This window comes from Sphingopyxis sp. L1A2A (genome assembly GCF_005502465.1).
GTDB lineage: Bacteria > Pseudomonadota > Alphaproteobacteria > Sphingomonadales > Sphingomonadaceae > Sphingopyxis.
The window spans coordinates 185,082-206,471 of record NZ_SCOT01000002.1 but is presented as its reverse complement, the minus strand read 5'-3'; the positions used below and the strand labels follow the sequence as shown (position 1 = coordinate 206,471).

Here is a 21,390-nt window from a genome sequence, read left to right as displayed (position 1 = left end):
AAGCCGCGCCAATCTGGCATAGGGTCCACCGACCGGACCGAATGAGGAGCAAGCGATAGTGGGTATCCTGCGGACGATTATCTGGGTCTTGCTGACGGCAATTCTTGTCGCATTTGCGGCGATGAATTGGGATCCCGTTGATGTAAAGATTTGGCCGGCGACTGAGCCTGCCAATGTTCTCATTTGGAGCACCAAGCTCCCCGCTGTGATCTTGATTTCATTCCTTGTCGGTTTTCTGCCCACATGGTTTGCGCTGCGCACCACCCGCTGGTCGCTGAAACGCCGCCTCGATACGAGCGAACGCCAGCTGGCCGACATGCGGGCGCTGGCCAATCGTCCCGTGGAGCCTGCACCGGCGACCACCCCTGCCCCCACGCCCGGTACCGCGTCACCCACCTTGCCACTGGATATCCCATGAGCTCGCCGCTTTATCTCGCCATCGATCATCCGCACCTCGACGCCGCGGTCACGCTGGCGCAAAAGGTGCGGCATCATGTCGGCGGGCTAAAGCTCGGCCTCGAATTCTTCTGCGCCAACGGCCACCACGGCGTCCATGAAATGGCCAAGCTGGGGCTGCCGATCTTTCTCGACCTGAAGCTCCACGACATTCCCAACACGGTTGCCAAGGCGATTCAGGCGCTCCGCCCGCTCGAACCGGCCATTTTGACCGTGCACGCCGCGGGCGGCCGCGCGATGCTGGAGGAAGCCAAGGCGGTGGCGGGTCTGAACACCAAAGTCGTCGCGGTGACCGTGCTGACCAGTCTCGACGCCCCCGACCTCGACGACATCGGCGTCGGCGGCACCCCGCACGATCAGGTCGTCCGCCTCGCCGCGCTCGCGCGCCAGGCCGGGCTCGACGGCATCGTCTGCTCGGGTCAGGAGGTGAAGGCAGCGCGCAAGGCGTGGCCGGGCGGCTTTTTTGTCGTCCCCGGGGTGCGTCCGTCGAACGGCAGCGCGGGCGACCAGAAACGTGTCGTTACCCCGGCCCAGGCGATGGCCGATGGCGCATCGATCCTGGTGGTCGGCCGCCCGATCAGCCAGTCGCCCGACCCCGACCTTGCCGCGCGCGAAATCGAAGCGACGCTGTAAGACCCAACACATCCGCCCGTATCGGTCATTGCGAGGAGCGGAGCGACGAAGCAATCTCCAGCCATCGATCATGCGCCAGCCCGATGGCTGGAGATTGCTTCGCTTCGCTCGCAATGACGCCAACCGAGTTCAAATATGTCCCTCCTCGTCAAAATCTGCGGCCTGTCCACTCCCGAAACCGTCGATGCGGCCATCGAGCTGGGGGCGACGCACATCGGTCTGGTTCACTATGAGCCGAGCTCGCGCCACGTCGCCCTGAAAACCGCCGCCGAATTGCGCAAGCGCGCCGGGCGCCACGTCCAGGTCGCGCTGCTGCTGGTCAACGCCTCGCAGCAACTGACCGCCGACGCGCTGGCTGCGGTGCGGCCCGACATCATCCAGTTCCACGGCAACGAAACCCCCGAATGGCTCGCCGTCGTGAAACGGCTGGTGCCAACGCAAGTATGGAAAGCCGTCGGCCTGAAAGACGCCGGCACGCTGGAGCGGGTCCAGAAATATCATGGTATCGCCGACCGCATCCTGTTCGACGCCCCGGCGGCCGCGATGCCGGGCGGCACCGGCACGCGCTTTGACTGGTCGCTGCTCAAAAACCATCGCCATACAATGGACTGGGGCGTCGCGGGCGGCCTGACCCCCGCCAACGTCGCCGAAGCGATCGCCGCCACCGGCGCGCCGCTGGTCGATGTGTCGTCGGGGGTCGAAAGCGCCCCGGGTGTGAAGGATGTGGACAAGATGGCGGCTTTCCTTAAAGCGGCGCGATCATGAGCACCCAGCCCAACAGCTATCGCAGCCAGCCCGACGAGCGCGGCCATTTCGGTATCTTTGGCGGCCGTTTCGTCGCCGAGACGCTGATGCCGCTCGTCCTCGACCTCGAACGCGAATATCGCGCGGCGCAAAACGACCCGGCTTTCGCCGCCGAATTCGACGATCTGCTCACCCATTATGTCGGCCGCCCCAGCCCGCTTTATTATGCCGAGCGGCTGACCGAGGAACTGCGCAAGGACGCGCCCGCGGGCAAGGGCGCGCAAATCTGGTTCAAGCGCGACGAACTCAACCACACCGGCGCGCACAAGATCAACAATTGCATCGGCCAGATTCTGCTCGCGCGCCGCATGGGCAAGACGCGGATCATCGCCGAGACAGGCGCGGGCCAGCATGGTGTCGCCACCGCGACCGTCTGCGCCCGCTTTGGCCTGCCCTGCGTCATCTATATGGGCGCGCGCGACATGGAGCGGCAGCAGCCGAACGTGTTCCGCATGAAGCTGCTCGGCGCCGAGGTGATCGGGGTCGAAAGCGGCGCCCGGACGCTGAAGGACGCGATGAACGAGGCGCTGCGCGACTGGGTCGCCAACGTCCATGATACGTTTTACATCATCGGCACTGCCGCCGGCCCGCACCCCTATCCCGAACTCGTCCGCGATTTTCAGAGCGTGATCGGCAAGGAAGCACGCGCGCAATTGCTCGAACGCACCGGTCGCCTGCCCGACCTGCTCGTTGCCGCGATCGGCGGCGGGTCGAACGCGATCGGCCTGTTCCACCCCTTCCTCGACGATCCCTCGGTCCAGATGCTCGGCGTCGAAGCCGCCGGGCACGGGCTCGACAAGGAACATGCCGCCAGCCTCGCGGGCGGCGCCCCCGGCATCCTCCACGGCAATCGCACCTATCTGCTGCAGGACGAGGACGGGCAGATCGACGAAGCGCATTCGATCAGCGCCGGGCTCGATTATCCCGGTATCGGCCCCGAACATGCGTGGCTGCGCGACGTCGGCCGCGTCGATTACACCAGCGCGACCGACAAAGAAGCGCTCGACGCCTTCCAGCTGCTCTGCCGGACCGAAGGCATCATCCCGGCGCTTGAACCCGCGCACGCGATTGCGGCGGTCGCCAAGGTGGCGCTGGAAATGGACCGCGACGCGATCATCGTCGCCAATTTGTGCGGCCGCGGCGACAAGGACATCTTCACGGTCGCCGAAGCGTTGGGGACGCAGATATGAGCCGCTTTGCCGCCGCCTTCGCCAAATCCCATCCGGCGCTCGTCACCTTCGTCACCGCCGGTGACGGCGACACCGCCGCCATTCTCGACGCGCTCGTCGCCGGGGGCGCTGATGTGATCGAACTCGGGATGCCGTTCACCGATCCGATGGCCGACGGCCCGGCGATCCAGGCGGCGAACCTGCGCAGCTTTGCGGCGGGAACGACCACCGCCGACATCCTCGCGATCGCTGCGGCTTTTCGCGCCCGACATCCCGACATTGCGCTCGTCCTGATGGGCTATGCCAATCCGATGACGGTGCGCGGCGCCGACTGGTTCGCGGCCGTCTGCAAGGATGCGGGCGTCGACGGCGTCATCTGCGTCGATATTCCGTTTGAGGAAGACGACAGCCTTGGCCCTGCGCTCCGCGCCGCCGGAGTCGACCAGATCCGCCTCGCCACCCCGACGACCGACGCGGCGCGCCTGCCCGCGGTGCTCGATGGCGCGGGCGGTTTCCTCTATTACGTCAGCGTCGCCGGCATCACCGGGCTGCAACAGGCGGCGCAGGCAAGCATCGAAGACGCCGTCGCGCGCCTCCGCACCCAGACCGACCTGCCGATCGCGGTCGGTTTCGGTGTTCGCACCCCCGATCAGGCGGCGCAGATCGCCCGGGTGGCCGATGGCGTGGTCGTCGGTTCGGCGCTGGTCGAACTCGTCGCGCAGCACGGCGCCGGCGCGCCGCGCCATATCGAAACCTTCACCCGCAGCCTGGCCGCTGCTATCCATGGCGCAAAGGAGATCGCCGCATGAGCTGGCTCGACCGCGTCCGCAACGCCCTGCCTTTCGCCGCCAAGCGCGATACCGCCGACAATCTGTGGCACAAATGCCGCCAGTGCCAGCAGATGGTGTTCGTCAAGGAATGGGAGGACAATCTCAACGTCTGCCCGCGCTGTGACCATCATGACCGCATCGGGGCGACCGAACGTTTTGCACAATTGTTCGACGGCGGTTCGCACGAACTCCTGCCCGCCCCCGCCGCCCCCGAAGATCCGCTGAAATTCCGCGACACCAAAAAATATGTCGACCGGATCAAGGCTGCGCGCGTGGCGACCGGCGATCGCGACGCCTATCAGAACGCCTTTGGCCGCATCGCGGGCCAACCCGCAGTGATCGGCGTCCAGGATTTCGCCTTCATGGGCGGGTCGATGGGCGTCGCAGTCGGCGAAGCCTTTGTTGCGGGCGTCGAACAGGCGATCAAACGGCGCTGCCCCTATATCGCGATTACCGCCGCGGGCGGGGCGCGGATGCAGGAAGGCACGCTATCGCTGATGCAGATGCCGCGCGCCACGGTGGCGCTCGCGCGCCTGCGCCGCGCCGGCCTGCCCTATATCGTGCTGCTCACCGATCCGACGACCGGCGGCGTCACCGCCAGCTACGCAATGCTCGGCGATGTCCAGATCAGCGAACCCAAGGCGCTGATCGGTTTCGCCGGCCAGCGCGTGATCGAGAATACGATCCGCGAAAAACTGCCCGAAGGGTTTCAGCGCGCCGAATATCTGCTCGATCACGGGATGATCGACATGGTGGTGCATCGCAAGGAATTGCCCGAAACGCTGGGACGACTGATTGGCTATCTGGCGCCGGAAAAGGCGGCTTAGGGTCACCGACAATCTGTCTCTTCCCTCGTCACCCCGGACTTGATCCGGGGCCCCTGCCACCGGCGCAGTGAATGGATGCCGGATCAAGTCCGGCATGACGAAGACGAGGAAGGTCTGACGGCAATTTCAGGATCAAGGCTCTAACAATGCCCGACCACGCCCACTCCTCCGACCCCGCAGTCCAGACCCAGCTCGACCGCCTCGCCGCGTTGTCGCCGGGCCGCGACATCCTCGGCCTTGAGCGCATCGCCGAACTTTGCGCCCGCCTCGGCAACCCGCACAATGACCTCCCGCGCATCTTTCACGTCGCTGGCACCAACGGCAAAGGCTCGACCTGCGCCTATCTGCGCTCGATCCTCGAAGCGCAGGGGCGCCGCGTCCACAGTTACACCAGCCCGCATCTCGTCCGCTTCAACGAGCGTATCCGCCTTGCCGGAACGCTGATCGATGACGCGCTGCTCGCGGCGTTGCTCCACGAAGTGCTCGACGTCGCCGCCGACCTGCAAGCCAGCTTCTTCGAAGTAACCACCGCCGCCGCTTTCCTTGCCTTTGCGCGCATCCCCGCCGACGATTGCATTATCGAGGTTGGTCTGGGCGGCCGCCTTGACGCCACCAACATCATCCCCGCCCCGGCGGTCTGCGGCATCGCCTCGCTCGGCATCGATCATGAAGCGTTCCTGCTGGCCCCCGAAGAAGGCGTGCCAGCCGAGGCGATCGAACGCATCGCCTGGGAGAAGACCGGGATCTTCAAGCCGGGTGCGGCGCTGGCCACGCTTGCTTATCCCGATCATGTGATGAAGCTGGTCCGCGACCGCGCCGCCGCAGTCGATGGCACGCTATTTTCAGAAGGCGATGGATGGGCTGTCGTCCCCGAGACCAACGGCTTCCGCTGGCAATCGAACCGCGGTTCGATTGCGCCGACCCTTCGTTCGCGCATGGCGGGCGCGCATCAGATGCGCAATGCCGGTCTCGCGATTGCCATGCTGCGCAGCACCGCAGAGCCGCAACCGAGCGGCGATGACATCGGCAAGGGTATCGCCACAGCTTTCTGGCCGGGCAGGATGCAGCGATTGGGCGACGGGCCGCTCACTAAGTTGCTGCCCGACGGCACGGACATCTGGCTCGACGGCGGCCATAATCCCGATGCGGGTGCGGCGCTCGCAATGGCGCTAGCCGACCAGCCGCAACTGCACATTGTCTGCGGGCTGTTGGGCAACAAGGATGCCATGGGTTTCCTATGTCCCTTCGCCGACAAAATCGCGTCGTTTCAGGCGGTGCCGATCCCGGGCCATGATGATCACGATCCCAAAAATCTGTGCCATTGGGTCCAAAGCGAGCTGGGCATCGCCGACACGCAACCGTGCGATGATGTGGCGGCGGCGCTCGCGTTCATCGCTGCGCACCGCCCCGCCGCAGACGTCCTCATCTGCGGTTCGCTTTACCTCGCCGGTGATGTCCTGCGCCGCAACGACGAGCTGCCCGACTAAACTGCCTGCGCAGGCTTGCCGGTCCACGCCATGACGCTGCCCACCACGACCGCAACCAGCGACGACGCCATCACATAGCCCGCAAGCTCCAACTGCTGCGCCAACAACACCCCGACCAGCCCCGCGACGATCAGAATGAAACCGGTGATGCGGATCGCCCCGACGGGCTGCCGCAACCGCTGGTCATCGACGACCTCGGCCTGCCGGACGCCTTCAACGACATAGCCCTTGCTCCACAGGAGCCACAGCAGCAGCATCCCCGGGATCGCCGCCGCCACCGTGAAGCCCCAGAAAATAACCCAGCCAAAATTTTCGGCGACGATGCCCGCCGGTCCCGCCATGAACGTCCGCCCGACCCCGGCGAACGACGACAGCAGCGCAAATTGTGTGGCGGTGTAGGCGATGTTCGACAGCCCCGACAAATAGGTCGCGAACACCGTAAGCCCGATGCCGCTCGTCACATTTTCGGTCACGATCGCCGCGACCATCATCCAGTAATTGTCGCCGGTGGCGGCCAGGATCATGAACATGACGTTCGAGAACATCATCATAAAGCCGGAGATCACGAGCGCGCGGCCCATCCCCAGCCACAGCAAGAATGGCGCGCCGAGCGCCGATCCGACGATCAGCGCGCCAAAGCCCCACAGCTTGTTGGCCGAAATATAATCGAGGTCGGCAAAGCCCAGATCGACGATCATCGGCCCCAGCATCGCCTGCCCCATCGCATCGCCGACCTTGTACACCAGCACGAAGCCGAGGATCAGGAAGGCGCCGTGGCGGCTCAAAAACTCGCGGAATGGATTGACTACCGCCTCGGTCAGCCATTGCCCCGCCTTCATGCCCGACGCCTGCGCGAAACGATCGACGAACTTACCTGGCCCCGCCCACAGCGCGCCGATAATAGCAGGAACGATGCAGAACCCCGTTAGCGCATACGCAGTCGCCCAGCCCAGCCCGAGCCCCTCGGTCGACGCAAAATAGATCGTCCCGGCGCCCGCGATCAGATTGCCGGTGCGATAGCCGAACTGATTGGTCGCGATGCCATGGGCGAACTCGTCGTCCTCGAGGATTTCGATGCGATAGGCATCGATAACGATGTCCTGCGTCGCCGACAGAAAGGCGGTGATCAGCGCCCAGATGGCGAACTGGCCGATGTCGCCGGGTTGCGGATTGCTCGCCCCCAATTGCCAGATCGCGACGAACAGCAGCGCCTGAATGAAGAACAGCCACCCGCGCCTTTGCCCGAATGTTCTGGTCAAAAAAGGGATCGGCAATTTGTCGACGAGCGGCGCCCACAGGAATTTGATCGTGTAGGGAATGCCGAGCGCGACCGCAAAACCGATCGTCGCGGTATCGATACCGACTTTCGCCAGCCAGAAGGTCATCGTTGCGATCAACAGAGTCAGCGGAAAGCCGCTCGAGATGCCGAGCAGGAACGTCACCATCGGGTTCTTCCGCAGATAGGGGCGAAAGGCCGGGACCGACAAGGCGACGATTACCAGCCCGACCAGCACCGCGACAAAAATCAAAAACCGGATCAGATCAATCGACATTCCATGCTCCCGCGCATCCGTCGTCGCGGATGCGAATATGCTGATCGCTTGGCCTAAAGCGTCGGGGGCAAATTGGAAGCGGCTATTTGGCCGGTCGGCTGATCCAGCGCACGGCTTCCACTGGGCCGTGATCGACGCGTTGCAGGACAACGGCCCAGCGATCGGCGCCGGGTTGATTTGCGATCGCAGCGGGGATCGCGGCGCTGCACACGCCTTTCCGGGAACAGGCCACCGCGACTTCGTTCAGCACGACATTGGTATAACCAAGCCGTCGCTGACCATTCTCGCCGGCCTGGATCCCGACATCGCGGCGGGCGGCCACGGCAATGAAATTCAGCTCGCTGTGCGGGGCTGCCTGTCCCGCCGTGATGCGGCCGCCCGTCTGCGTCAGGGTCATCGGCGGGCCTTTGCGTGCTCCGGCTATCAGTCGGCGAAGTTGCCGCTCGTCTGACCCAACGACCGCCTGACGTGCCTGGACCACCGCCTCCGGCGTATAGACCCCGCCGCCGGGCAGGCCGCGCGCAGCATAGCGTCGCTGACGCGCATCGTTTGCCGCGCGGGCCAGCGTGTCTTTCCAGCCCAGTCGATCCCAGTATGTCACCGGACGACTGATCGCGACAACGGCGGTCGCACGGTCGATCTTTTCCAGAACGCGGTCGGCTGGTGGACATGACGAACAGCCTTGGCTGGTGAACAGTTCGACCAGCACCGGTGGTCCATTTTCCGCGCTCGGTCGTGATTGCGCGGCGGCCAGACTTTCTTCAGGAGCGAGCGTCACGAGCGCCACTACCGCCGTTGCGCCAAGCGCGGCGAGAAAAATCGGGTTCGTCTTCACACTATTTCCCTTCGCCCGAGCATGTGGGTCTATCGGGAAAGTTCGACCGCAGTGGCCGAAAGGTTACCGGTTACGCCGGTTCGGGTCGCCAATAAGTCAACAGCCCGCTGACCTTGCGCGGCGCCTGGTTCTTGCACGTCATCGTTTCGACCGCGCGCAATGCGCTCACCAATGCCGACGCGCTGTGCGGCTTGCTCAGACAGGCTACCGCGATGTCGGCAGCGTCTTCGGGGCATTTGCCCGTCACCAACAGCACCGCAATGCCGCGATCGCGCGCCAATCGCGCCACTTCGCGGCCGGTCATATGCCCCGCCAGCCCCAGGTCGAGGACCAGCGCGTCGATCTGTTCGTCGGCGATGATCGGCACCGCTGCCTCGCCCGAATCGACCGTCGCGACGATGTCGTACCCGCTGTGTTTCAGCGTCCGCTCATTATCGAACGCGACCAGCGGATCATCCTCGATGATCAGCAGCCGCTTGATGCAGGACGGGCGGGACGCAAAGAGCATATTCATTCCCTTTAACCGCGCCATGACGCGCTCGGCACGGTCGTGCAAGATTGCTTCTGCTTGCCATCGACGAAGCGACACTTTTCCGGCTATGAGCGTGATCACAAGGCAACACTATTGCCCGCATAACGACAAGAAAGCCGTACCCGTTCCCATGACCACCCGTCGACCTCCCCGCGCCGCCCCGCGCTCAGCGCCCAAGTCCGCTGGCGACCGCGACGCGCCGAAAGGCCGCCGCGCCGCGCGCGGTGCCGCCTCGGCGCTCAAAGCCAAGCCCGCCGACGCCGAACGCGACGAGGACGGCCCGCAGCGGATCGCCAAGCTGCTCGCGCGCGCCGGGGTCGGCTCGCGCCGCGATGTCGAGCGGATGGTCGAGGAAGGGCGGATCGCGCTGAACGGTGTCGTCGTGGTCCAGCCCGCGCCGCTGCTGACCTCGCTCGAAGGGCTGACGGTCGATGGCAATCCGGTCGCCAAGCCGGTTTCGACGCGCCTCTACCGCTTTCACAAGCCTGCTGGCTGCATCACCGCAGCGCGCGACCCCAAGGGGCGCAAGACGATTTACGATATATTGCCCAAGGACCTGCCGCGGCTGATGCCGGTCGGCCGCCTCGATTATAACACCGAGGGCTTGCTGCTGCTGACCAATGACGGTGAATTCAAGCGCCAGCTCGAACTGCCCGCCAGCGGGGTCGAGCGCACCTATCGCGCCCGCGCCTTTGGCGACATCAGCCAGGATCAGCTGGAGGAACTCGCGATGGGGATCACCATCGACGGGGTGACCTATGGCAAGATCGACGCCAATCTGGAACGCCGCACCGGGCGCAACCAATGGGTCGAAATGACGCTGACCGAGGGCAAGAACCGCGAAGTCCGCAAGGTGCTCGAACATTTCGGCTTGCAGGTCAGCCGCCTGATCCGCACCCGTTACGGTGCGTTCGAACTCGACGGTTTGCCGATGAGCGCGGTCGATGTTGTGCCGCGCGACGAATTGTTCAAATTCCGCCGGCATATGGGCTGAGCGCGATGCGAGTCATTTCCGGCGAATGGCGCGGCCGCAAGCTGCTGGCGCCCAAAGGCGACGCAACGCGCCCGACCGCCGACCGCACCCGCGAGACCCTGTTCTCGATGCTGACCAGCCGCCTGGGCAGTTTCGAGGGGCTGGTCGTCGCCGACCTGTTCGCCGGGTCGGGCGCGCTCGGCATCGAAGCCCTGTCGCGCGGCGCCGCGACCTGCCTGTTCGCCGAACAGGACCGTGACGCCCTCGACGTGCTGCGCGGAAATTTGTCCAGCCTGGGCGCGGCCGGGCGCGCCGATGTCCGCGCCGGGTCGGTGCTCGGGCTGGGTCCGGCACCGCGCGCCTATGACCTGCTGATGCTCGACCCGCCCTATGGCACCGGCGCCGCCAGCGTCGCGCTCGATAAATTGAACCGCCTCGGCTGGATCGGCCCCGATAGCTGGGTGTCGGTCGAAACCGCGCACAGCGAAACCATCGACGTGGCCGGATTCACCATCGACGCCGATCGCAAGGTGGGCAAGGCGCGGCTGACATTGCTGCGGCTTGCATAACAACCCGCCGCGCTAAGCTGGACAGCGCCGCCGCTGTTCCCTAATCGTTCGCGCGTGACCATGCCCCCTGCCTCGCTGCCCGACCTGCCCCCACCCGATCCGTCGGACCCGCCCTATCTGCAAGGATTGAACGGGCCGCAGCGGCAGGCGGTGCTGACCACCGAAGGCCCGGTGCTGATGCTCGCGGGCGCCGGGACCGGCAAGACCGCGGCGCTGACCGCGCGGCTGGGCCACATCATCGCGACGCGGCGCGCCTGGCCGTCCGAAATTCTCGCGGTCACCTTTACCAACAAGGCGGCGCGCGAGATGCGCGAGCGGATCGGGCGCATGATGGGCGACGCGGTCGAGGGCATGGCGTGGCTCGGCACCTTTCACAGCATCGCGGCCAAGATGCTGCGCCGCCACGCCGAATTGGTGGGCCTGCAAAGCAATTTCACCATCCTCGACACCGACGACCAGCTGCGCGTGCTCAAACAGCTGATCCAGGCCGACGGCCTCGACGAAAAGCGCTGGCCCGCGCGCCAACTGGCGGGGCTGATCGACAAATGGAAGAACCGCGGCCTCGTCCCGTCCGATCTCGACGCCGCCGACAAGGAATCCTACGCCGACGGCAAGGGGCAGCATTTCTACGCGCTGTATCAGGCGCGGCTGAAGACGCTCAACGCCTGCGATTTCGGCGACCTGTTGCTCCACATGCTGGTGATCCTGAAAAACCATCGCGATGTGCTGGCGCAGTATCAGGACCGCTTCAAATATATCCTGGTCGACGAATATCAGGACACCAATGCCAGCCAGTATTTGTGGCTGCGCCTGCTCGCGCAAACCCGGAAAAATATCTGCTGCGTCGGCGATGACGACCAGTCGATCTATTCATGGCGCGGCGCCGAGGTTGCGAACATCCTGCGCTTTGAGAAGGATTTTCCCGGCGCGACGGTGATCCGCCTTGAACAAAATTACCGCTCGACGCCCCAGATCCTCGCCGCCGCCTCGGCGCTGATCGCGCAGAACAGCGGGCGGCTGGGCAAGACGTTGTGGACCGATCTCGATCCCGGCGACAAGCTGCGCGTCGTGGGGGTGTGGGACGGGCCGGAGGAAGCGCGGCGGATCGGCGAGGAGCTGGAAACGCTTCAGCATCGTCAGGTCAGCCTCGACCGCGCCGCCATCCTCGTTCGCGCGCAGTTTCAAACCCGCGAGTTTGAGGACCGCTTCATTGCGATCGGCATGCCCTACCGCATCGTCGGCGGCTTTCGTTTCTACGAACGCGCCGAGATTCGCGACGCCCTCGCCTATCTCCGCCTCGTCCAGTCGGCGGCCGATGATCTGGCGTTCGAGCGCATCGTCAACACGCCGAAACGCGGGCTTGGCGACAAGGCGCTCCAGCGGATCCACCAGTTCGCGCGCCACGAACAGGCCTCGCTGCTCCACGCCGCGGCGCGCCTGATCGAAACCGACGAGCTGACCCCCCAGGCGCGCCGCCAGCTCGCCAATTTCGTCACACAAATGCGCGGTTGGCAGGAAAAGGCAAACCAGCTGTCGCACCCCGAGTTGACCCAGCTGATCCTCGACGAATCGGGCTACACCGCGATGCTCCAGGCCGACCGCAGCGTCGAGGCCGCGGGGCGGCTCGAAAACCTGTCCGAACTCGTCCGCGCGATGGAGGAATATCAAACGCTCGAGGAATTCCTCGAACATGTCAGCCTGGTGATGGACCGCGACACCAACGACACGACCGAAACCGTCACCATCATGACGATCCACGCCGCGAAAGGCCTTGAGTTCGACCATGTCTTTCTGGCCGGGTGGGAGGATGGCGTGTTCCCGTCGCAGCGGTCGATGGACGAAGGCGGCACCGCCAGCCTCGAGGAAGAACGCCGGCTCGCCTATGTCGCGATCACCCGCGCCCGCCAGCGCGCCAGCATCTACCACGCCGCCAACCGCCGCATCTACGGCCAGTGGATGAGCAGCATCCCCAGCCGCTTCATCGCCGAAATCCCGCCCGAACATATCGACAGCGAAAACAGCTTCGGTGGTGGTGCGAGTTTGTGGCGCGCCAACTGGTCGGCGCAGGGCGATCCCTTCGCGCACGTCGCAGAACGCCAACCGTCGCGGATCATGACGCGCGGCCCGGCGTGGCAGCGCGCCGTCGCCGGGTCATCGACGATCACCCGCGCCCCCGCGCCCAGCGAGAAAGGCCCGGCGGCATCGGTTGGCGCCAAGCCGCGCGCCGACCTGGCCATCGGCATGCGCGTGTTCCACGAAAAATTCGGCTATGGCGAAATCGCCGACATCGACGGCAACAAGCTGGAAGTGGCGTTCGAACAGGCCGGCAGCAAGCGGGTTTTGGACAGCTTCGTCCAGCGCGCTTGAGCCTATTGTCAACTAGAACAGTTATGATATGCCATCCCACGCGGCCATCGAGTCGCGTTTTGGGAGAATCTTCAATGAAAATGAAGCTCTTAGCGGGCGTGATGGCGCTCGCCCTGGTCGGCTGTTCGGAACAATCTTCCGAAGATGCGGCGGTTTCCGAGACGTCCGCCACCGAAAGCCCTGCCGCCGCTGATGCGGCCGCCGATGATGTCGTCGCCCCCCGCATCGGCATCGAAGCCGCCCCCGGTGTCGCCTTCGACTATGCCTACACCTTCCGCCTTGCCGACGACCGTATAGCGAAGGTGCAGGAGGATCATGCCGCCGCCTGCGAAACGCTTGGTGTCCAGCGGTGCCGCATCGTCGACGTCCGCTACCAGCTAAGCGACGAAAAGCTCGTCGAGGCGCAAACCCAGTTCAAGCTCGACCCCGGCATCGCCCGCAGGTTCGGCGCCAACGCGATCGCCAGCGTCGAAAAGGCCGAAGGCGTGCTCGCCGACGCCAGCGTGGCCGGTGAAGACGTCGGCACCGAAATCCTCGCCTCGCAACAGCGCAGCGCCGGGTCGGAAGCCGAAATCGCACGCATCGAGGAGCGTCTGAAGTCAGGCGGGCTCGACAAGCGCGAACGCGCCGAGCTGCTCGCGCAGATCAGCCAGCTGCGCGGGCAGCTCGGTGATGAACGTCAAAGCCGCCGCACGGGCGAAGCCCGCATCGCGTGGACCAGCGTCGCGTTCAACTATGTCAGCGACGGCGGCCTGCCCGGCATTGGCCGCGAAAACCCCTTCGCCAACGCTGGCGAGACGCTGGTGCGCAGCGGCAGCACCGCGCTGACCATTGTCCTGACGCTGGGCGCCGCAATCCTGCCGTGGGGCATCCTGCTGGCGCTGCTCGTCGCCATCTGGCGGAGCCGGTTCGTCAGCGCGGTTCGCGCGCAATTGCGAAGCAAGCCGTCGGCGACCGATCCAGCGACCCCGCCCGCGGGCTGACGCACGACAGGGCGTCGCTTGCAAAGGTCCACCGCCGCGTTATGGCAAAGGCCATGACGGGGCAGGCAACATGGCTGGACCAGGCACGCGACGCCCATCGCCGCGGCGATGCCGCGGCGGAAACCGCGGCGCTCGACGGCGCGATCCGCGCCGATCGCGGCAATATCGCCGCCATGCTCGCCATGGCTGAACTCAAGCGCCGTCTGGCCGACGACCGCGCCGCCGGGAGCTTCTATCGCCTCGCGCTCGGCACCGCCGCCCAGGCACAGAGCATCCCGCCCGCCCTTCATCCCGGGCTGCAACGCGCCGAACAATTTCTGGCCGCCACCGAGCGCGCCTATGCCGATCATCTGCTCAGCCAGTTGCGCGGCGCGGGCATTGATGCCGCCAGCGCGGCGCCGCGCGTCGCCGCGGCGCTCCGCATGCTGGCCGGCGAACAGCCGCTTTATCTGCAGCAGCCCAGCATGTTCTATTTCCCCGGCCTGGCCCAGCGCCCGTTTTTCGACCGCGCCGATTTCGCGTGGGTCGATGCCATCGAGGCCGCGACCGACGCCATCCGCGCCGAATTGCTGGCCTTGATCGACCATGCCGCCGATCGTTTCGGTCCCTATGTCACCGCCAGCGCCGATCGCCCGCCGCCCAATAATCCGCTGCTCGATAAACCCGATTGGGGCGCTGCCTGGCTTTGGAAAGATGGCGCGATCGCCGATGGCATCGACATGCTGTGCCCCGCCGCCCTCGCCGCGCTGTCGCTTGCCCCGCAACCGGTGATCCCCGGCCGCGCGCCGCTCGCGCTGTTTTCGCGGCTGACCCCCGGCACCCATATCCAGCCGCATCACGGCATGCTCAACACGCGGCTGATTTGTCATCTGCCGCTGGTTGTGCCCGACGGGTGCGGGCTGCGCGTCGGCGCCGAAACGCGCCATTGGGCCGAAGGCGAACTGCTGATCTTTGACGACAGTTTTGAACATGAAGCGTGGAACCGCGGCACCAGCGACCGCACCATCCTGCTGTTCGAAATCTGGCGGCCCGATATCGACGCCGATGAGCGCGAGCAGCTGACCCGCATTTTTTCCGCCATCGACAGCTATTCGGAACAATAGACCAAGGGACAGGACGACGATGATCAACCCGGGAATGGACGCCGACATTTATGACGCCTTCATGGAACAGCTGCAGCGCTATGTCCGCGAACGCTTGATCCCGGCGGAGGACCAACTCGAAGAACTTGGCCGCGTTCCCGACGACATCTTGGCGGAAATGCGCGACATGGGCCTGTTCGGGGTGACCATGCCCGAACAATATGGCGGCGCCGGAATGAACATCAGCCAATATGTCGGCTTCATCCGCGAGATCGCTTATGCCTCGCCCGCCTATCGTTCGATCGTGTCGATCAATATCGGCATGGTGTGCAAATCGCTGGTCGGCTTTGGCACCGAGCAGCAGAAGGAGCATTGGCTGCCCAAGCTGGCGATGGGCAGCATCGCCGCCTTTGGCCTGACCGAACCCGACAGCGGGTCGGACAGCGCTGCGATGAAGACCCGCGCGGTGCGCGACGGCAATGGCTATGTGCTCAACGGCACCAAGCGTTATATTACCAACGCCCCGTTTGCCGATATGATCTTGATCATGGCGCGCACAAATGCCGAGGCGCTGCCCAAGAACGCGCATGTCAGCGCCTTCCTTGTCCCGCGCGATGCCCCCGGTGTCTCGATCGGCAAACCCGACGGCAAGATGGGCCAGGCCGGATCGCAGATCGCCGACGTCATATTGGACGATGTCCATGTCGACGGCGATGCGCTGCTTGGCGGCGAAGAAGGAATCGGCTTCCGTGCCGCGATGCAGAGCCTCGACAACGGGCGCCTGTCGGTTGCTGCTGCCAGCGTCGGCTATGCCAAGCGCATGCTCGATGCGGGCCTGAAATATGCCATGGAACGCAAGGCGTTCGGCGAACCGATCGCTAATTTTCAGCTGATTCAAGCGATGCTGGCCGACAGCAAGGCCGAAATCTATGCCGCCGAATGTATGCTCGCCGACGCTTGCGCGCGCGCCGACCGCGGTGAAAAAATCCTTGTCGAGGCGGCGGCGACCAAGATGTTTGCCAGCGAAATGTGCGGGCGCGTTGCCGACCGGGTGGTGCAGATCCACGGCGGTGCGGGATACCTCAAGGAATATCTGGCCGAACGCTTCTATCGCGACTGCCGCATTTACCGGATTTATGAAGGAACGACCCAGATCCAACAGCTAGTCATTGCGAAGAACATGATCCGCGACTACGCGGGGTAAGTCTGTATGATCGCGGGAGAAAGGTCGCTGGTGGAGCCGAGGGGAATCGAACCCCTGACCTCTGCAGTGCGATTGCAGCGCTCTCCCATCTGAGCTACGGCCCCGCGACGGCGGCGTATTAACGGCACAGCCGAACAGTGGCAACGGCTTTTCTGATCAGAGCCTTCACCGCCACGCGAAATCAGGGAATGGGGGTTCCGATGAGCAAAGCCTGGCATTTGACCAGCCGTCCGCAAGGATTGCCGACGATGGACAATTTCGCGCTCCGCGACTTGCCCGACGGTCCGCTGGAAGCCGACCAGTTGCGGGTCCGCAACCTGTGGCTGTCGGTCGATCCCTATATGCGCGGCCGGATGAACGACGCCAAAAGCTATGCCGCGAGTTTCCAGATCGACCAGCCGATGACCGGCGGCGCGATCGGCGAGGTGACCGAAAGCCGCATGGAGGGTTTCGCGCCCGGCGACCTGATCCTGCACATGGGCGGTTGGCGCGACGGCGGCATTGTCGGCCTCGACATGATGCCCAATAAGCTGCCTGCCGAAGCACTGGCGGCGGGGCTGACCCCGCAGACCTTCCTGCACAATATGGGGCTGACCGGGGGCACCGCGTGGATCGGCCTGCTGCGCGTCGCCGCGGCCAAGCCCGGCGACACGATATTCGTCTCGGCGGCGGCGGGCGCGGTGGGATCCGCGGTCGTCCAGATCGCCAAAGCGCGCGAGATGACCGTCATCGGATCGGCGGGCGGCGGCGAAAAATGCGCCTGGGTCAAGGATCTGGGCGCCGATGCGGTGGTCGATTACAAGGCGGGACCGGTCTTGGCGGGATTGGCGCAAGCACTCGATCAACTGGGCAAGCCCGGGATCGACGTCTATTTCGACAATGTCGGCGGCGAGCATCTCGACGCCGCCTTTGCGACCGCCAATGATTTCGCGCGCTTTGCGATCTGCGGGATGATCGACGTCTATAACGACGGCAAAGCGCAGGACATGAAATACCTGATCCGCACGATCCCGGCCCGCATCCGCATGGAAGGCTTTATCTACACCGACCAGTTCTTCGACTGCATGGAAGAATTTTACGCCGACATGGGCGCCCTGATCGCCAGCGGCGCGGTGACGATGCGCGAAACCGTGCACGAAGGGCTGGCGTCGGCACCCGACGCCTTTCTGGGGCTATTTTCGGGCGCCAATATGGGGAAGATGCTGGTTAGGGTATAGGGCTGCGGCGGCTAACGGCCGATTGCGGACCTCCAATTTTGTGATCCCGGACTTGATCCGGGATCCATCCGTCCTCACGGCATAGCGCGGCGCAAGGGGTCATGGACCCCGGATCAAGTCCGGGGTGACGGCGGGAGGATGTGAGTTCCCCCACCCGTCAGAAAATTCTTAGCTTCCGAAGCCGACCGACAGGAAACCGGGGGTCGGGCCGTTCCAGCCGTCGTCAGGACCGTCCTGATCGTCGCGCCGGGGCGTCGGCGCCGGTTTGCGATCGGCGCGGGGCTTGGCCGGGGCTGCTTTGGGCTCCTCGCTCGGACGCGCCGCCGCCTTGTCCGGTTTCGCTGCGCCGCGACCGCGTCCGCCACGCTCTGACCGGCCGCGCCGCGGCGTGGCTTCGGCTTCGCTCGGCGCAACCTGCGGCGTTGCGGCCACCGCGGCTTCACCACCGTGGACCGGGATCTTATAACCCGTCAGCTTTTGGATATTGTCGATGGCCTCGTCATCCGACGGCGTCACCAGCGTGAAAGCGCGGCCCTGCGCGCCGGCGCGGCCCGTCCGGCCGATGCGGTGGACATAATCGTCGGGATGCCACGGAGCATCGAAGTTGAAGACATGGCTGACGCCTTTGACGTCGAGCCCGCGCGCCGCGACGTCCGACGCAACCAATATGTTGATCGTGCCGGCCTTGAACCGGTCGAGTTCGGCGGTGCGGCTCGACTGGTCCATATCGCCCTGGATCTCGCCGGCGCTGTAACCCGAACGCTGCAGCGCTTTGGCCAGTTCGCGCACCGTCGTCTTGCGGTTGCAAAAGACGATCGCGGTGTGAACCTTTTCGGATTCGATCAGGCCACGCAGCGCATCGCGCTTGCCGCGTTCCGACGTTTTGACCAGAAATTGTTCGATATTTTCGTTGCGGCTTGCCGGGCGCGCGACCTCGACGGTCTTCGGGTTCGACAGGAATTTATCGGCCAACCGTTTGATCGGCGCCGGCATCGTTGCCGAAAACAGCAAGGTCTGGCGATTCGCGGGCAGTTTGGTGCAAATATTCTCGATGTCGGGGATGAACCCCATGTCGAGCATGCGGTCGGCCTCGTCGATCACCAGCAGGTTGCACCCGGTCAGCAAAATCTTGCCGCGTTCGAACAGGTCCATCAGGCGGCCGGGGGTCGCGATCAGGACGTCGACGCCCTTTTCCAGCGCCTTGACCTGATCGCCCATCTGGACGCCACCGATCAGCAGCGCCATCGACAGCTTGTGATACTTGCCATATTTCTCAAAATTCTCAGCGACCTGCGCGGCAAGTTCGCGCGTCGGCGCGAGGATCAGCGACCGCGGCATACGCGCGCGGGCGCGGCCATGGGCGAGAATGTCGATCATCGGCAGCACGAACGACGCGGTCTTGCCGGTCCCCGTCTGCGCGATGCCGATGATGTCGCGCATCATCAGCACCGAGGGGATAACGCCCGCCTGGATGGGCGTCGCTTCGTCATAGCCCGACTCGTCGATGGCGCGTAAAAGTTCGTCGGAAAGGCCGATGTCGGCAAATTTCATAAGATTATCATGTCCGGAAAAAAGAGGTGACGCTCAGCCTTCCACGCAGGCGGCGCTGCGCGGGCCTTGGGCAAATAGCGATGAAAAGTCAAGAAATGGCGACGAAAGCCGCGATTAATCGCCTAATCGTCGTCGCGGACCGGAACCATCAAGCGAAACTTGTCGATCTCGCATTTTGCGCCGGTGCGGGCATGGATTTCATCGCGGTCCTCGCAAAGCTGCCCGTCCTTGCTGCCCTGCATGTAAAAACCGGCATAAAAGTCCAGCGCGCGGCAGCCGCGATTGAGCTGGGCGCGCAGCCGCTGTTTTTGCCGCGTGATGATATCGATGCTGTCGCGCTGAACCGCCTGCATCCCCATGATATTGCGCATCGCGACGCATTTTGGCGCTTTTTTCTCTTTCCACACGATCGGAATTTCGGTCGCGCGCCGCGACGGCGATGGGCCGGCGGCAAAATTGTTGAGCTGCGATCGCTGGGCGGGGACGCGGATGATCAGCTGCTGTTCGATCACCACCTGCCAGAATGACGTGATCTGCTCGGGCGTCGGCGCGGTGATCGCTACCAGCGGCTCGGGCGCCGCAACCGGCGGCGCCGCATCGGCGCCGGGCGCCGCTGCGGCAAACCACAGGGCCGCCGCGGTCAGCACAGCAGTGCTGCCGCTCCTTCGGCGTCCTGACGATAATTGCTGCCCACCCGTAACTCCCGCGTCCATAGCCGCTGGACGAAAAAATGATATTCATCCAACGCGGGCTTTAACAGCCATGATTGAACATCAAATGAACTATATTCGCTCTGTTGTCGCCGCAAGATCGGAACCCAAAGCATGACCCGGACGCCGTCCAAGCCGTTTCTCGATCGTCTGGCCGGGTTGCTGGGTCCAAAAGGCTATACGACCGACCTCGACAGCATGGCGCCCTGGCTGACCGACTGGCGCGGCAAATATACCGGACACGCCGCGGCGATGCTGTCGCCCGCCTCGACCCAAGAGGTCGCTGCGGTCGTTCGCCTGTGCGCAGACGAGCAGGTCGCGCTGGTGCCGCAGGGCGGCAACAGCGGCATGGTCGGCGGCGCCACTCCCGATGCAACTGGCGACCAACTGTTGCTCAGCTTGCGCCGGATGAACCGGATGCGCTCGATCGACACCGCTGCCCGGATAGCGGTGGCCGACGCAGGCGTGATCCTTGAAGCCTTCCATCAAGAAGCATTGGCACACGGCCTGCGCTTCCCGCTTACCCTGGGCGGCAAGGGTTCGGCGACGATCGGCGGGCTGGTATCAACCAACGCCGGCGGCACCCAGGTGCTCCGCCACGGCACGATGCGCGCGCTGGTCGCGGGGATCGAGGCGGTACTCCCCGACGGCAGCATCTTCGACGGGCTCGCGCCGCTCAAAAAGGACAACCGCGGCTATGATCTGCGGCACTTGCTCTGCGGTGCCGAGGGGACGCTGGGCATCGTCACCGCCGCCAGCCTGCATCTCGTCCCTGCGGCAGCGGCGCGGCGCACCGCATGGATCGCGATCGATTCGCCCGAACAGGCGCTCATCCTGCTCCGCCAGCTCGATGCCAGCATCGGGCGCGAGCTTGAGGGGTTCGAGATCATCCCGCACGCTTGCCTTGATGCCGTGCTGCGCCATATCCCGCAAACCCGCGCACCGATCGCCGCCGTGCATCCTTGGTACGTGCTCGCCGAACTGGCGGGTGAAAGCGATCAGGCGCTAAGTGATGCACTGGAGCGCGAACTCGCCGCAGCGCTCGACGCCGGATTGATTCGCGACGTCGTGATTGCCAAGAATGATCGCGAAAGCGACGATTTTTGGCGCCTGCGCGATTCGATTTCAGAGGCCGAACGCGCCGAAGGACCGGCGTTGCAACATGACGTCAGCGTCCCCGTCGACCGGATGCCGACCTTCATCGCCGATAATCCGGCGCGACTGACAGCCGCCTTCCCCGGAACCCGCGCCCTGTCGTTCGGGCATCTGGGCGATGGCAATGTCCATCACCATGTCCAGCCCCCTGTTGGCGTCGACGGCGCCGCATGGCTCGCCGAGCACGGCACAGCGGTCAGCCGGCTGGTCTATTCGCATGTCATTGACCTTGGCGGCTCAATCTCGGCCGAACATGGCATCGGCCAGATGAAACGCGACATCCTGGCCGAACTCGACAGCCCGGCGCGGCTGGCGGCGCTGCGCGGCATCAAGGCCGGGCTCGATCCGGCGGGCATCTTCAACCCCGGCAAGCTGATCGTCTGACGCTTTGCCCGTCCTGCGCTATCGCCCCCTTGCGCCGCGGGGCGCGGGTCAATAAGGCGCGCTGTTATC

At 64.8% G+C, this 21,390-nt stretch carries 20 protein-coding genes and 1 tRNA gene; 15 read left to right on the top strand and 6 right to left on the bottom strand.

All coding sequences use genetic code 11. From position 1 onward, the window contains the following. The first annotated feature begins 58 nt into the window (after positions 1 to 58). From FFS68_RS02510 to FFS68_RS02480, 7 genes are all read left to right on the top strand, one after another. Positions 59 to 418, top strand: a complete 360-nt coding sequence (locus FFS68_RS02510; RefSeq protein WP_171003716.1) for a LapA family protein — start codon at positions 59 to 61, stop codon at positions 416 to 418. Next, positions 415 to 1,089 (top strand): orotidine-5'-phosphate decarboxylase, encoded by a 675-nt coding sequence (gene pyrF, locus FFS68_RS02505; protein ID WP_137751718.1) that lies wholly within the window; start codon positions 415 to 417, stop codon positions 1,087 to 1,089. Before FFS68_RS02510 ends, pyrF begins: the two co-directional genes overlap by 4 nt. A gap of 135 nt (positions 1,090 to 1,224) precedes the next feature. After that, on the top strand, positions 1,225 to 1,854 hold the full coding sequence (locus FFS68_RS02500; RefSeq protein WP_137751717.1) for a phosphoribosylanthranilate isomerase: 630 nt from the start codon (positions 1,225 to 1,227) through the stop codon (positions 1,852 to 1,854). After that, a complete protein-coding gene (trpB, locus tag FFS68_RS02495; RefSeq protein WP_171003715.1) occupies positions 1,851 to 3,083 on the top strand; it encodes a tryptophan synthase subunit beta in 1,233 nt (410 codons plus the stop codon). Before FFS68_RS02500 ends, trpB begins: the two co-directional genes overlap by 4 nt. Next, positions 3,080 to 3,871, top strand: a complete 792-nt coding sequence (gene trpA / locus FFS68_RS02490) for a tryptophan synthase subunit alpha (protein WP_137751715.1) — start codon at positions 3,080 to 3,082, stop codon at positions 3,869 to 3,871. Before trpB ends, trpA begins: the two co-directional genes overlap by 4 nt. Continuing rightward, complete coding sequence (gene accD, locus FFS68_RS02485; protein ID WP_137751714.1) at positions 3,868 to 4,719, top strand: acetyl-CoA carboxylase, carboxyltransferase subunit beta; 852 nt, start codon at positions 3,868 to 3,870, stop codon at positions 4,717 to 4,719. The genes trpA and accD overlap by 4 nt, the downstream gene beginning before the upstream one ends. A gap of 146 nt (positions 4,720 to 4,865) precedes the next feature. Next, positions 4,866 to 6,206 (top strand): folylpolyglutamate synthase/dihydrofolate synthase family protein, encoded by a 1,341-nt coding sequence (locus tag FFS68_RS02480; RefSeq protein WP_137751713.1) that lies wholly within the window; start codon positions 4,866 to 4,868, stop codon positions 6,204 to 6,206. Here the strand turns inward: FFS68_RS02480 and FFS68_RS02475 are convergent. From FFS68_RS02475 to FFS68_RS02465, 3 genes are all read right to left on the bottom strand, one after another. Then, a complete protein-coding gene (locus tag FFS68_RS02475) occupies positions 6,203 to 7,759 on the bottom strand; it encodes an MFS transporter (protein WP_137751712.1) in 1,557 nt (518 codons plus the stop codon). The genes FFS68_RS02480 and FFS68_RS02475 overlap by 4 nt on opposite strands. Positions 7,760 to 7,841: 82 nt before the next feature. Continuing rightward, complete coding sequence (locus FFS68_RS02470) at positions 7,842 to 8,594, bottom strand: DUF1223 domain-containing protein (RefSeq protein WP_171003714.1); 753 nt, start codon at positions 8,592 to 8,594, stop codon at positions 7,842 to 7,844. Positions 8,595 to 8,664: 70 nt separating this feature from the next. Continuing rightward, on the bottom strand, positions 8,665 to 9,102 hold the full coding sequence (locus FFS68_RS02465; RefSeq protein WP_137751710.1) for a response regulator: 438 nt from the start codon (positions 9,100 to 9,102) through the stop codon (positions 8,665 to 8,667). Positions 9,103 to 9,256: 154 nt separating this feature from the next. Here FFS68_RS02465 and FFS68_RS02460 point away from each other — a divergent pair, with 154 nt between their 5' ends. The 6 genes from FFS68_RS02460 (at position 9,257) to FFS68_RS02435 (ending at position 16,304) form a co-directional block, all read left to right on the top strand. Then, entirely contained in the window at positions 9,257 to 10,120 is an 864-nt protein-coding gene (locus FFS68_RS02460; protein WP_137751709.1) for a pseudouridine synthase, read from the top strand. A 5-nt stretch (positions 10,121 to 10,125) separates the two neighbouring features. Beyond that, positions 10,126 to 10,668, top strand: coding sequence for a 16S rRNA (guanine(966)-N(2))-methyltransferase RsmD (rsmD, locus tag FFS68_RS02455; RefSeq protein ID WP_137751708.1), 543 nt, complete (start codon positions 10,126 to 10,128; stop codon positions 10,666 to 10,668). A 60-nt stretch (positions 10,669 to 10,728) separates the two neighbouring features. Further along, positions 10,729 to 13,035 carry a UvrD-helicase domain-containing protein gene (locus FFS68_RS02450; protein ID WP_137751772.1) on the top strand — a complete coding sequence of 769 codons (2,307 nt, stop codon included), beginning with the start codon at positions 10,729 to 10,731 and terminating at the stop codon, positions 13,033 to 13,035. A gap of 74 nt (positions 13,036 to 13,109) precedes the next feature. Next, complete coding sequence (locus FFS68_RS02445; protein ID WP_171003713.1) at positions 13,110 to 14,018, top strand: DUF4349 domain-containing protein; 909 nt, start codon at positions 13,110 to 13,112, stop codon at positions 14,016 to 14,018. Positions 14,019 to 14,071: 53 nt separating this feature from the next. Next, positions 14,072 to 15,121: an aspartyl/asparaginyl beta-hydroxylase domain-containing protein gene (locus FFS68_RS02440; RefSeq protein ID WP_249339984.1), complete on the top strand. Its 1,050-nt coding sequence runs from the start codon at positions 14,072 to 14,074 to the stop codon at positions 15,119 to 15,121. Positions 15,122 to 15,140: 19 nt separating this feature from the next. Further along, positions 15,141 to 16,304, top strand: a complete 1,164-nt coding sequence (locus FFS68_RS02435; RefSeq protein WP_137751705.1) for an acyl-CoA dehydrogenase family protein — start codon at positions 15,141 to 15,143, stop codon at positions 16,302 to 16,304. 28 nt (positions 16,305 to 16,332) lie between these two features. On the opposite strand, the gene FFS68_RS02430 is transcribed toward FFS68_RS02435, so the two are convergent. After that, positions 16,333 to 16,408, bottom strand: a tRNA-Ala gene (locus tag FFS68_RS02430). 96 nt (positions 16,409 to 16,504) lie between these two features. Between FFS68_RS02430 and FFS68_RS02425 the strand changes: the two genes are divergently transcribed. Continuing rightward, positions 16,505 to 17,521, top strand: a complete 1,017-nt coding sequence (locus FFS68_RS02425; RefSeq protein WP_137751704.1) for an NADP-dependent oxidoreductase — start codon at positions 16,505 to 16,507, stop codon at positions 17,519 to 17,521. 168 nt (positions 17,522 to 17,689) lie between these two features. Here FFS68_RS02425 and FFS68_RS02420 read toward each other — a convergent pair whose 3' ends face one another. Further along, a complete protein-coding gene (locus FFS68_RS02420) occupies positions 17,690 to 19,072 on the bottom strand; it encodes a DEAD/DEAH box helicase (protein WP_137751703.1) in 1,383 nt (460 codons plus the stop codon). A 122-nt stretch (positions 19,073 to 19,194) separates the two neighbouring features. Then, positions 19,195 to 19,719, bottom strand: coding sequence for a hypothetical protein (locus FFS68_RS02415; protein WP_137751702.1), 525 nt, complete (start codon positions 19,717 to 19,719; stop codon positions 19,195 to 19,197). 177 nt (positions 19,720 to 19,896) lie between these two features. Between FFS68_RS02415 and FFS68_RS02410 the strand changes: the two genes are divergently transcribed. Then, positions 19,897 to 21,321: an FAD-binding oxidoreductase gene (locus FFS68_RS02410; RefSeq protein ID WP_137751701.1), complete on the top strand. Its 1,425-nt coding sequence runs from the start codon at positions 19,897 to 19,899 to the stop codon at positions 21,319 to 21,321. Positions 21,322 to 21,390: the final 69 nt, after the last annotated feature.